This is a genomic window from Leucobacter sp. G161, assembly GCF_001482305.1.
Lineage (GTDB): Bacteria > Actinomycetota > Actinomycetes > Actinomycetales > Microbacteriaceae > Leucobacter.
This window is the reverse complement of record NZ_LOHP01000010.1, coordinates 1-11,787: the sequence shown is the minus strand read 5'-3', so window position 1 is coordinate 11,787 and position 11,787 is coordinate 1. Positions and strand designations below refer to the sequence as shown.

10 protein-coding genes are annotated in these 11,787 nt (G+C 66.3%); 3 read left to right on the top strand and 7 right to left on the bottom strand.

From position 1 onward, the window contains the following. Positions 1-445 precede the first annotated feature (445 nt). The gene (locus tag AUL38_RS01030) at positions 446-1,897 is read right to left on the bottom strand and encodes a cytosine permease (RefSeq protein WP_059058416.1); all 1,452 of its coding nucleotides are present in this window, start codon (positions 1,895-1,897) and stop codon (positions 446-448) included. A gap of 27 nt (positions 1,898-1,924) precedes the next feature. Next, the gene (locus tag AUL38_RS01025) at positions 1,925-3,670 is read right to left on the bottom strand and encodes a DUF885 domain-containing protein (RefSeq protein ID WP_059058414.1); all 1,746 of its coding nucleotides are present in this window, start codon (positions 3,668-3,670) and stop codon (positions 1,925-1,927) included. A gap of 94 nt (positions 3,671-3,764) precedes the next feature. Here AUL38_RS01025 and AUL38_RS01020 point away from each other — a divergent pair, with 94 nt between their 5' ends. Then, entirely contained in the window at positions 3,765-4,007 is a 243-nt protein-coding gene (locus tag AUL38_RS01020) for a hypothetical protein (RefSeq protein WP_059058412.1), read from the top strand. Positions 4,008-4,353: 346 nt separating this feature from the next. Here AUL38_RS01020 and AUL38_RS01015 read toward each other — a convergent pair whose 3' ends face one another. Continuing rightward, complete coding sequence (locus AUL38_RS01015) at positions 4,354-5,874, bottom strand: aminotransferase class I/II-fold pyridoxal phosphate-dependent enzyme (protein WP_235590546.1); 1,521 nt, start codon at positions 5,872-5,874, stop codon at positions 4,354-4,356. A gap of 123 nt (positions 5,875-5,997) precedes the next feature. Here AUL38_RS01015 and AUL38_RS01010 point away from each other — a divergent pair, with 123 nt between their 5' ends. Beyond that, positions 5,998-6,912, top strand: a complete 915-nt coding sequence (locus AUL38_RS01010) for a LysR family transcriptional regulator (protein ID WP_059058410.1) — start codon at positions 5,998-6,000, stop codon at positions 6,910-6,912. A gap of 71 nt (positions 6,913-6,983) precedes the next feature. Here AUL38_RS01010 and AUL38_RS01005 read toward each other — a convergent pair whose 3' ends face one another. Next, complete coding sequence (locus tag AUL38_RS01005; RefSeq protein WP_083506490.1) at positions 6,984-8,741, bottom strand: acyl-CoA dehydrogenase; 1,758 nt, start codon at positions 8,739-8,741, stop codon at positions 6,984-6,986. A gap of 185 nt (positions 8,742-8,926) precedes the next feature. On the opposite strand from AUL38_RS01005, the gene AUL38_RS01000 reads away from it, so the two are divergent. After that, complete coding sequence (locus AUL38_RS01000) at positions 8,927-9,604, top strand: TetR/AcrR family transcriptional regulator (protein ID WP_059058408.1); 678 nt, start codon at positions 8,927-8,929, stop codon at positions 9,602-9,604. Between the two features lie 8 nt (positions 9,605-9,612). Here the strand turns inward: AUL38_RS01000 and AUL38_RS00995 are convergent, their stop codons facing one another. From AUL38_RS00995 to AUL38_RS00985, 3 genes are all read right to left on the bottom strand, one after another. Next, positions 9,613-10,521, bottom strand: coding sequence for a class A beta-lactamase-related serine hydrolase (locus AUL38_RS00995; protein ID WP_255355579.1), 909 nt, complete (start codon positions 10,519-10,521; stop codon positions 9,613-9,615). 93 nt (positions 10,522-10,614) lie between these two features. After that, complete coding sequence (locus AUL38_RS00990) at positions 10,615-11,115, bottom strand: Cpe/LpqF family protein (RefSeq protein ID WP_059058405.1); 501 nt, start codon at positions 11,113-11,115, stop codon at positions 10,615-10,617. A 113-nt stretch (positions 11,116-11,228) separates the two neighbouring features. After that, positions 11,229-11,720 carry a Cpe/LpqF family protein gene (locus AUL38_RS00985; RefSeq protein WP_059058403.1) on the bottom strand — a complete coding sequence of 164 codons (492 nt, stop codon included), beginning with the start codon at positions 11,718-11,720 and terminating at the stop codon, positions 11,229-11,231. Positions 11,721-11,787 lie beyond the last annotated feature (67 nt).

Sequence of the window (11,787 nt, the reverse complement as noted above, 5' to 3'; positions counted from 1 at the left end):
CCTCGATACAGTGCACGCAGCACCCTCCGCTGTCGGTGAGTCCGTGACCTCGCTTTGCGAGTCATAGCCACCTCCTTTGTCGGCGGTCTACGATCGCCAGCAAAGAGCCCGTACGCAGCAACACCCTGCGACCGAATCCCGGCAAACTTTCTGCCCGATTTCGGATCGGCGGTGTTACGCTACTCCCGAATCTTCGACTCGAGCAGGGTGTTGCTGCTCAGGGTTTTCTTCACAGGAGCCCAGTTTCACGAAGTGCCCCTGTTGCTGCAGGGGCACTTTGCTGTGCTGGGCGGGCCGGGTTCACGTAGCTCTCGCCCGACTTGCGGAGCAGGCTACGTGGGCAGCATTGAGGGCGCGCAACGCCAAATCGGCATCTGTGGATAGCGCATTCGCCCTAACAGGAGGTCTTCGCTCGGATGCAGCGCTACGTCGACCCGGACGCGAGTTACGCCGCCCCGCGCTCCTGCCGGCGAATCTTTCCGGCACGCGCGAACCAGGCCACGGCGAACGACAGCGCGAGCGCGAAGAAGACGCCGAGGTTTGCTCCCGCCCACTCCCCGTCCTTGCCACCTACGAGGCCGAGGAAGTAGCCCTGCCAGTTGTTCCAGGGTGCGTCGGCCGCGAAGCCATTGGTAACGAAGCCCCAGCCGATCACGGACGCGACCACGAAGATCCCGACCGAGGTCCAGTCCCACGCCCCGTAGCGGCCCTTCGCATCGAAGAGCGCGACCTCATCGTAGTCGCGTTTCCGGCGGAGAATATCGGCAATGAGGATCCCGGCCCACGCAGCAAGCGGCACTCCGAGCGTGATGAGAAAGCTCTGGAACGGCCCGAGAAAGCCCTCGGCGAAGAAGACGACCCAGATGGTGCCGAGAGTGAGGATGATCCCGTCGATGCCGGCTGCGGCGGGGCGCGGGATGCGGATCCCCAAGCTCAGCAGCGTCAGCCCCGAGGAGTAGATGCCGAGCACCGCGCCCGACACGAGCGCGAGCACCGCGGTGAGCAGGAACGGGATGAGCACCCACACCGGCAGCAGCGTCGCGAGGGCGCCGATCGGGTCGTTCCCCACGGCATTCATGAGCGCGGGGTCTGACCCGGCAAGCAGCAGGCCGAAGATCACGAGGATCACCGGGGCGAGCGCGCCGCCAATCGTGTTCCAGAGCACGATCGAGCCGTCGGAGGCGTCGCGCCGCTGGTACCTGGACCAGTCGGCGGCGATGTTGATCCAGCCGAGGCCGAAGCCCGTCATCACCATGACGAGCGCGCCGACGACCTGCCCGGTGCTCCCCGCGGGGATCGCCATGACCGCCGCGAGATCGATGTGCGGCACGGCGAGCACGATGTAGAGGATCGTGACCGCACCCGTGATCCACGTGAGGATCGACTGCATCTTCATAATCGCGTGATACCCGAGCACCGAGGCAATGACGATGAGTGCGGCGACGACGAGCGTCGCGATGAGCTTCACCGCGGTCCCGCCGTCACCGCCGAGCTGCGTGATGACGGTCGCGGTCGCGAGCACCGCCATGATCGCGAGAAACGTCTCCCAACCGATCGAGGTCAGCCACGAGATGATGCCCGGCACTTTCTGCCCGTGCACGCCGAAGGCCGCGCGCGACAGCACCATCGTCGGCACGGAGCCCCGCTTGCCGGCGATCGCGATGAGCCCGCAGAGGAAGAAAGAGACCACAATGCCAACGGCCGAAACGATCGTTGCCTGCCAGAACGAGATCTCGAATCCGAGCACGAACGATCCGTACGACATGCCAAACACCGACACGTTCGCGGCGAACCACGGCCAGAACAGATCGCGCGGTTTCGCCGTGCGCGCCGACTCGGGAACAATCTCGATGCCGGTGCGCTCGATGAGCGATCCTGCGGGTACGTCGTTGGACACGGTGGCCTCCCCTATAGTGCGAGTAGTTTAGCCCGCGAGCTCGCCGCGCATCACAGCCTGCAACGTGTCGAGCCGGGTCACGCCGAGCTTCAGCGCATCGCGGTGGAAGTCGCGAATATCGAAGGATCCGCCGCTCTGCTCCGCACGGGCCTTCGCCTCGTCGCGCAGGTCCTCCCAGATGCGCTGCCCGATCTTGTACGACGGCGCCTGCCCGGCCCAGCCGAGGTAGCGGAGCACCTCGAACCGCACGAAGCTGTCGTTCATGTTCACGTTCTCGGCCATGAACTCGAAGGCGTAGTCGCCGTCCCAGACCCCTCCGCCATCGGGCCGCTGCTTTCCGAGGTGCACGCCGATGTCGAGCACGACGCGGGCCGCACGCATGCGCTGGCCGTCGAGCATGCCGAGGCGATCCGCGGGGTCATCGAGGTATCCGAGCTGCTCCATGAGTCGCTCGGCATACAGTGCCCAGCCCTCGGCGTTGCCGGAGGAGCCCGCGAGCTGCCTGCGCCACTCGTTGAGCGTGCCGCTGTTCACGACGGCCTGGCCGATCTGCAGGTGGTGACCCGGGACGCCCTCGTGGTAGACGGTCGTGAGCTCGCGCCACGTGTCGAATTCGGTGACGCCCTCGGGCACCGACCACCACATGCGGCCGGGCCGCGAGAAGTCGCTCGACGGGCCGGTGTAGTAGATCCCACCCTCCTGCGTCGGCGCGATCATGCACTCGAGGGTGCGGATCTCGGCGGGGATATCAAACTGAGTCGCGCCGAGCTCGGCAACCGCGCGGTCGCTTGTCTCCTGCATCCAGCGCTGCAGCGCGTCGGTGCCGTGGAGCTTGCGCGCCGGATCCCGCTCGAGATGCGCGATGGCGTCGGCCACGATCCCCTTGCGTGGGGACTCGCCGAGGATCTCACCGGCGATCTTCTCCTGCTCCGCCACCATGCGAGCGAGTTCTTCGATGCCCCACTCGTAGGTCTCGTCGAGGTCGACCTTCGCGCCGAGGAACACCTCGGAGGCGAGCTCGTAGCGCTCGCGCCCGAACGCGTCCTGCTCGGTCGCGTGCGCTGAGAGCTGCGTGTCGAGGAAGCTCGCGAGATCCGCATATGCGGTCGATGCCTCGCCAGCGGCGCGCTCGAGATCCGCGCGGAGCGACGCGGGTGCGGAATCGCCGGCGCGCTCAGCGAGCTCGGCAAAGAACCCCTGTGAGGGCGCGCTGCTCGCCACCGCTCCCCCGCGCGGCTGGATCAGCGGCGACATACCAGCGGTGCGGCGCAGCTGGTCGGCGACCTCACGCACCTGGCGGATCGACGGGACGAGGCCTCGTTCGATACCGGCGTCAAGCGATGCACGGTAGGAGCGCATCGCCTCGGGCACTGCCGCCATGCGTGCGGCAATGTTCGCCCAGTCACCCTCCGTGTCGCTCGGCATGATGTCGAAGACGTCGCGCACCTGCTGACTCGGCGACTCGATGACATTCAAGTTTCGGAGGCCCTCACCCGACTCGTGCAGCGCGAGCGAGAGCTCAAGCTCTGCGGCGAGATCCTGCTGGGTGACCCGGTCCACTTCGTCGGCTGCCGTGGTCGCTCGAAGGGTGGTCAGGGTATCTCGCATGGACTGTGCGAGCTCATCGGCACCGGCCGGCGAGAAGTCAGGGAGCTGCGCGTGCGCACTCTCCCGACCGATGTAGGTTCCGGTGATCGGATCGTGCTGGGTGAGCGTATCGACCCACTCTTCAGCGATGCGATCAATGGCGGTAATTTCGCGTTCGACACTCATATCTTCAGCATAGCCACGCGGCAGCCAGAAATAGGGCAGAATAGGAGGGTGCGCTGCACGTAGCCGCGCGCTCACAGATTTCTGAGGAGACACAGTGAAGATACGCACCCGTATCGCCACCGCCGTGACCGTCGCGCTCGCTACCGTTCTGGTGAGCGCGCCCGCGTTCGCGTCGGAGGGCGTCGAAAAGGTCGACACGCACGCACCGTTCTCGGCAGCGGGCCAGCCGGTTGACGTCGTCGCGATCTCGATCGTTGGCGTGGTGCTGCTCGGCATTGTGCTGATCACCTCGACGCTGCTCGGCAACCTCTTCGAGAAGAACAAGAAGAAGGCCTAGCTCCTACTTCGAAACGGGCGGGTGTGGCAATTGCCACACCCGCCCGTTTTGCGTACCCGTTTCAGTGGGCCCGGCCCCACCCAGCCCCGCCCGGCCCTGGCCCTTCCCTCGGCTGTTCCTCTGGCTGTCCCCTACTCCGCCCACCTCGTCAGCGCTGAGAAGACATGACCTCAGCTAGGTCATGAGCTTTGTGCAGCATTTCGCTCCTGACCTCGCTGAGTAGCCATGACCTCAGCGCCGTGGTGGGGCTGGCAGGGGCAGGGGGCTGGGCAAGCACAGCACAGCCCCTGCCGGCAGCCACAGGGCTGCCGGCAGGGGCCTCGGCAAGGTAACTCTCGCGGAAGGGCTAGTTTGCGCTCGCCGTCAGCGGATCACGCACCACGCGGAACGTCGCGACCAGCGGGTCAACCGCCCCGCGAACGTACCCGGTCGGTGACGAGGCAACGGCCTGGAGGAAGGTCACGGTCTCCTCGGTGATCTCCTCGCCGGGCACCAGGTTCGGGATGCCGGGAGGGTAGGCCGCGAGGGTGTCGGCCGAGATCTGGCCGATCGCTTGGTGCGCGGTCATGACGACGCTCTCGGCGAAGAAGGCGGCGCGCGGCAGCATGCGCAGCGTTCCGGCCTCGGGCAGTTCGGGGAAAGCAACGAGCTCGCTCGGCCCGCCGTTGCCCGCCTGCGACTCGGCGACCACTGCCTCGAGCCCAGCCATCACGCGGTCGAGGTCAGGCGTCGCAAGCGCTCCGATGACGGCCACGATCGTCGTCGCGGTCGACATCTCAAAGTAGATGCCGTGGTCCGAGATCAGCCGGTCGCGCACCCAGTGTCCGCTGCGCCCGAGGCGCGACACGTCGATCGGGATCCGCAGCGGGTCGACGCTCACGATGTCGGGGAACTCCCCAAAGTCATCACTGATCACCGAGAAGCTGTCGTTTGCACGCAGGCGCTCACGCATCTCCTCGGCAATCTCAATGGAACGACCGATCTGCTCCTTGCCGTTCATGAGCGCGTGCCGGGCCGTGTCGAGCGAGCCCATGAGCAGCGCGCTCGCGGAAGTGGACGCGGTCATCGTGTACGACCGGTTGACGAGCGTCTCGAGGCGATCGGCGAACTCGGTCTCCCCGAGGTGCAGCATCGCCGACTGGGTGAAGGAGCCGGCGAGCTTGTGGGTGCTCGAGATCACGAGGTCTGCACCGAGCCGCACGGGCGACTCGGGAAGGTCTTCGTGGAAGCCGAAGTGCGCGCCCCACGCGCCGTCGACGATGAGCGCGGCACCGTACTCGTGGGCGACGCGGGCGAGGCCCGCAACATCAGCGGTGGATCCAAAGTAGCTCGGCGACACCACGTACACGCTCTGCACGGCACGGCCAGCGTCGGCTTCGGTCGCGAGCGCATCCTCGAGTGCCTCGGGAGTGAGGCCGTGGGCGATGCCGTGGTCGTGATCAACGGCCGGTGCGACGAACGCGGGGATCAAACCGGCGAGCAGCACACCATCGGTGAAGCTCGAGTGGGAGCTGCGCTGCATGAGCACGCGCTCGCCGAGGCCGCGCACGGCGGTCGCCGCGGTGCGGTTGCCCTGCGAGGCGCCGTTGGTCAGGAACCAGGTGCGGCGCGCACCCCAGGCCTCAGCGGCGAGCACAAGTGACTGCGCGAGCGGCGAGTTCGGTCCGAGGTCGATGCCGTCAAGCATGAGCGGGACGTCCATCTGCACGGCACGCTCACCGAATACGCGCGCGAGGTGGGCACCGCCGCCGTCGGGCGCACAGCCGTGGCCCGGCACCATGAGACTCTGTGGGCCCGCATCGGCGTAGCGTTCGAGCGCGGACGCGTATGGCGCGTCCTGTTGGGTCACGTGGTTCTCAATAGACATACCTCCCATCTTGGCGTTGGCAAGCATCCGAGAGAACCCTGCACTACGCTTCATCGAGGCATATACTGTATGTAACTGGGCGCGTCTTTTCGCCTATCACCCTCAGCTATTCCGGGAGCCCACGTGATTGATCTTCGTCAACTCCAGGCCCTCAGCGCGGTGGCCGCCGAGGGATCGGTCGCGAGAGCCGCCATCCGCCTCGGGTGGAGCCAGCCGACCGTCGACTACCACCTCAAGAATCTGGATCGCCTCGTCGGCACCGAGCTCACGTCGCGGAGCAGCCGCGGGTCCCGGCTCACCACGGCCGGTCTCCTCATGCTCGAACGCGGCGAGGAGATCCTCGGGCTCGCCGACCGCACACTCACTGATGTCCGCGACCTGGCACACATCGGTCACGTCCGGCTGCGATTCGGCATCTTTCCCACCGCCGCAGCGCGCATCCTGCCCGGCATTGCGACCCGACTGTCAGAGCTCGGGATCGAACTTGACGCGACACTGGCCGAGGTCATGCCCCTTGTTGGCGGCGTGAATCAGCACACGCACGACGCAGCGCTCGTGTACGCAGCGGGCAGCTACGAGCTACCGCTCCGCTCGGATATCCACACGACGCACGTGTTCACCGACCCGATGCTGCTCGCGCTCCCCGCGCATCACGCGCTCGCGGATGTCGAGGAGTTTGACACGGCAACGCTGCTCCAGCTCGGAGGCGAGAGCTGGGTGATGGGATCAACGCCGGGAGACACCCTCGACGACCTCGTGCGCGAGCTCTTCACCGAGACCCGCGTGAAGCTCAACGTTGCCGTGCGCACGGACGACTATGCGGTCGTGCTTGGGCTCATCGCGGCAAACATGGGGGTCGCCCTCGTTCCGACGCTCATGCGCAGTAGCGTGCCAGACGGCGTTGTCCTCAGACCGATCGCCGACGACCGCTTCACCCGCGAGCTCATTCTCGCTGCCCCAGCGGGATCCGCCGGGCCGAGCGCGGCGGTGCGGCAGCTCGCGGAGGCGGTCCGCCGCTCAATCAGCGCACTCGACTAGGGCCCGCCAGAACAGCACAGCGCCTCCCCGCCACAGATGCCGGGGAGGCGCTTCACTGAGTCCGACTGTCGTTACACGCCGATCTCACCCGCTGCGACGGTTTCCGCGAGCGCGTGCACCTGCGCGAGGTGGTGGGCGCCGAAGAAGTCAGCCTCACTCAAACGGCGCGTGTCGTCATCAGACTGCTCAGCGTGCGCGAGCACGGCCGTCGCGATCGTCGCGTGCATCCAGCCACCGATGAGCATGGCGAGCATCTCCTGATACGGAACGGAGACCGCGAAGGCATCACGGGGGCTCGAGCCGAAGCCGAGGATCGTCTGTGTTGCACGCTCCGCAGACACCACGGCACGCTCAGTGCGCTCGACAATCCGCGCCGCGATGGGGTCGCTCGATGCGCCGAGGGCGGCGAGCTGCTCGCGAATCAGCGCGAACACCCGACCGACCGTCTGCCCACCGTCGCGGAGCACCTTGCGGCCAACGAGGTCATTCGACTGGATCGCAGTGGTGCCCTCGTAGATGGGGAGGATGCGCGCGTCGCGGAAGTGCTGCGCGGCGCCGGTCTCTTCGATGAAGCCCATTCCGCCGTGCACCTGCACTGCGTCGGACGATACCGCAACGGCCTGCTCGGTGAGCCAAGATTTCAGGATCGGCACGAAGAACTCGGCGAGCGCCCCGTTACCATCCTCCTCTGCACGGTCGTGCACATCGCCGACGAGCACGGAGAACGCACGCATCGCCGAGATGCGGCTCGACATTGACAGCAGCAGGCGCCGCACGTCGGGGTGGCCGGCAATCGGCGTCCCCTCTGGCAGGCCAAGCACCGCGCCCTGCAGCCGGGTGTGCGCGTACGAGTAGGCACGCTGGTACGCACGATCGGCGATCCCGAGCCCCTGTACCCCGATGCCGACGCGCGCCTCGTTCATCATCACGAACATGCCAGCGAGGCCCTCGTGGAGTTCGCCGACGAGGTAGCCTGTGGCCTCCTCGAATTGCAGCACGCAGGTCGGGCTCGCGTGGATCCCGAGCTTGTGCTCGAGACCGACGGTCACGACCGAGTTGCGCTCCCCCGGGTTGCCGTTCGCGTCCAGCGTGAACTTCGGCGCGAGGAACAGCGAGATGCCGCGGTGCCCTTCAGGGGCGCCCTCGGTGCGGGCAAGCACGAGGTGCACGATGTTGTCTGCGACGTCGTGATCACCCCACGTGATGAAGATCTTCTGGCCGCTAATCGCCCACGAACCGTCGCCGTTGTCGCGCGCCATGGTGCGCACGGCTCCGAGGTCGCTGCCCGCCTGCGGTTCGGTGAGGTTCATCGTGCCGGTCCACTCACCACTGACGAGCTTCGGCAGGTAGGCGTCGCGGAGCTCCTGCGAACCGTTCTGCTGGAGGGCGCGGATCGCGCCGTGGCTCAGCCCCGGAGCGAGCGCGAATGCGGCGTTCGATGCGTTCCAGAACTCTGAGAGTGCAGCGGTGACCGAGCCGGGGAGCCCGTCGCCTCCAGCCGCCTCAGAGACCGATGCCGACACCCAACCAGAATCAGCGAACGACTTGTAGGCCTCCTTGAACCCGTCGGGGGTGCGAACCTTGCCGTCGACGAGCTGCGAGCCCTGCGTGTCGCCAACGCGGTCGAGCGGCGCGAAGACCTCAGCGGCGAACTCCCCCGCTGCTTCAAGCGCGTCGCCAGCGTCATCGGCGCTCAGAGCGCCACCCGTCGCGCGTGCCACGACATCCGTGCCGAACGCCTCGCCCAGGAGGAATGCGTAGTCGCCAACAGGGGGCACATACGTTCCGGCTTCAGGGACAGTCTGGGGGGCAAAATTCTCGATAGCCATACTCGACACTCCATCGTTTGTCGTCCAGGTGTGCGCGGCGCAGGTACACGGCGCGCGTCCCCAGAAGTATGCCTGAGACTCAGTCCCAAAGCAAGGCGCGCCGAGAGGCTGATTGCCCCCAAAACACCGGCATGACTGAAAAACATATGCGGAACCGAGTCTCACTGCTGTGCTAACTTTGCCCCATGAGCGCCCGCACAGCACCACACGAGGATCAGCATCCCGCCTCACCACAGGCGACCGCCGTGCGTTACCTCATGGAGCACGGCTACGAACGAACGACGACGAGCAGCCTCGCCGACGCCATTGGCATGAGTCGCAGCACCTTTTTCCGCAGGTTCGGCAGCAAGGAAGACGTGGTGTTTGCCGACCACGACTTCGCTCTGAGCCAGCTCCAGGAGCAGCTTGATGCGTCCACGCTCAGCGCTGCGGAGACGCTCGCGCGTGGCACCCTCGAGGTCTCGCGTGTCCTCACCCGCGACCCGGTGACTGCGCGCATGCGATCGCAGTTGCTCCGCAGCACCCCACTACTCCGCGAACGCGAACTCGTCATCACGCACCGCTACGAGCGCATGTTTCAACGCTATCTCGCACGGGTCGCAGCACCTGGCACCCCGGATTGGGGCTCGATCGGCCTCGCGGCAGCAGTCGTCGCGGTGCACAACGCCGCGCTGCGTCGCTGGATGAAGTTTGACGATTCACACGCGTTTGGAGAACTTGAACGGGAACTCACCGAACTCATCGGCCGGTTTGGGCCGTGGTTTGGGGGCGAGCGGGCCGAATCACGCGTGGTCGTTGCGAGTTTCAGCGCAGATGCTGCACCCGATGAGGTGCTTCGCGCGATCGCCGCGCAGCTTGGATAGCGACCCGCTCAGCCTGTTGGTTTCTCCCCGAGAAGCTCGAGTATGGCCTGGCTGAGCCCTGAAAGCTCACCGCTTGCGAACTGAATCTCCCGCGCGGTCTCCGAGGTGTCTCCGGAGAGCATGAGCACCACGTTCACAGCGCTTCCGTCGGAGCGCTCGGCCCGCCACGCCCCCGTCAGCACGCCGAGGTTACCTCCGCCCTTGTAGGCGATGCTCGGCCAGACCGTCCGATCGAGCCCGGGGCTGGCGCCGAGACCCGGGTTCGACAGGAAGATCTGTGTGAGTTCCGGCTGGCGCTCCGCACGCTCAGCCAGCCCCCGGTGGGCGGCAGCAATGTCAGCGGGGGTCGCGAACCATTCCAGACCGCGCGTCCACGGCGGCTCTTGCGGCTCCCCGACCCTGTCAACGAAGCCCTGCTCGCTCAACGCGAGTGGAAGCTCGTCCACGCGCTGCAGAATGCCACGCCGCTCGTCCACCGCGGCGCCAGCCCAGGCCAAACTCAGCTTCTGCAACTCGCGTGAAGCGGCGCTGCCCTCGCCTGCCCCGTACGAGAGCTGGAAGATTTCTCGCGTCGTGAGAAACGGCGTCATCGCTGCGGGATCCGAGTGACCGAGGTTCGCGACGGCTCGCTCCACACGTTCGCGCCCGACCCGTGCAATGAGGAGATCGGTCGCCGTATTGTCGCTGATACCGATCATCTGCCGTGCGGCCTGCAGGACCGTGATCTTGGTGCCGTCCGGCTTCGCCTGCAGCATGCCGCTGGGCAGGCTCCGGTTCATAGACGTCAGCTCGAGCGTCTCCTCCCACGACAGGCCACCTGCGGTAATCTCATCGGGGACCGCGGCCAACACGTAGAGCTTGAAGGCGGAGCCGAGCGGGGCAGCCGAGTCAGCGTTGCGTTCGACAAGCGTGGCTATGGTGCCGTCAACTTCACGGGTGACGAGCGCTCCTACAGCGCCTGGAAGCGTCGCGAGGCGTTCAGAGATCTCCTCGACCGACTCGAGTGCTCTTCATGGGGCGGGCGAGACCAGCATCACGGTAATCTCGCCCTGCTCGTTCAGACCAACCTGCAACTGCACAGCGCCGCCAACCTCGCCCTCAAGCGTGGCAACTGCCGAGAGTTCATCCGCCTCCTCGTACGCCGACAGTTCGAAGGGCCCGGCGGGTCGGATCGCAGTATTCGTCTGCGCAAGGAATTCCTCGACAGGCACAGCCTTGAGGAACTGGTCGGAGAACTTCGCCTCAATCTCCGCAACGGTCGGGTCCTCCGACGAGTTCAACATGTCAATCGCCCACTGCATGGTGTCACCGACTTGAGTGTCGGGGATCGTGGCGGGCGCAGTCTCGGCACTCGTCTCCGTGGATTCGGCCACCGGATCACTGTCGGGTTCCTCGGCCGTGGGCGTACAGCCGGCCAGCGCGAGCCCGGCCGTGAGCACCAGGCTGACGGAGACAGCCGCGCGGCGTCCCTGCCGCAGACGGGGGCCAGTGAGGGTGTTCGGAAGTCGCATCTAGTTTCTCTCCTTCGAGACAGTGTTATCACACGAACGTCGCACAACATGGACCACTTTACCGCGCACCGAACACCGCGCAAGCCCACACGGCTGCGCTTGAAGCCCGAGCACTACTGCTGTGGAGCTGGCCGGACGAGCATCTCCGCGATGGTCCCGTCCTCCTCAACACGCATCTCGAGGGACAGCGCCTGACCGGAGGCGCCGGTAATCCGCGCCGCCCCCAGCACGTCGCTCACGTCCTGATAGTCGGTGACGACGAATGGCTTGTCCGGCCGCACCCCCGCGTTCATCTGCTCAGCCACAGTTGCCGAGGGCGCCTCCTCCGTGAAGCTCTTCGTGAACTTCCCGTCGAAGTCCTGGGGAGCGATGTCGGCATCAGCGTTGAGCAGATCGAGCATCCACTGAATCTGCAGCCCTGCTGTTGTCTGTGGCACGGCAACGACCTCGGCTGGTTCGCTCGTCTCCGCAGAATCCACTGGCGCATCGGGTGAAGCCGAGCAGCCGCTGAGCACGAGCCCAGCACTCACCGCGAGCGCACCCCAGGCGCTCAGCGCTCGCACTTTCGGTCGGCGGGCTGTGGTGAGAGCGGTGCGGGCCTGCATGGAAACCTCCGGTGGTGGGACGACAGGGTGTCTGCTGGCAACCTATCAACTCCACCCGTGCACCGCG

Bases quoted from the DNA above. Each gene is read 5' to 3' on its own strand.
- AUL38_RS01025 (WP_059058414.1), bottom strand. From the start codon at position 3,670: ATGAGTGTCGAACGCGAAATTACCGCCATTGATCGCATCGCTGAAGAG.
- AUL38_RS01000 (WP_059058408.1), top strand. From the start codon at position 8,927: ATGAGCGCCCGCACAGCACCACACGAGGATCAGCATCCCGCCTCACCA.
- AUL38_RS01015 (WP_235590546.1), bottom strand. From the start codon at position 5,874: ATGTCTATTGAGAACCACGTGACCCAACAGGACGCGCCATACGCGTCC.
- AUL38_RS01005 (WP_083506490.1), bottom strand. From the start codon at position 8,741: ATGGCTATCGAGAATTTTGCCCCCCAGACTGTCCCTGAAGCCGGAACG.
- AUL38_RS00990 (WP_059058405.1), bottom strand. From the start codon at position 11,115: ATGCGACTTCCGAACACCCTCACTGGCCCCCGTCTGCGGCAGGGACGC.
- AUL38_RS00985 (WP_059058403.1), bottom strand. From the start codon at position 11,720: ATGCAGGCCCGCACCGCTCTCACCACAGCCCGCCGACCGAAAGTGCGA.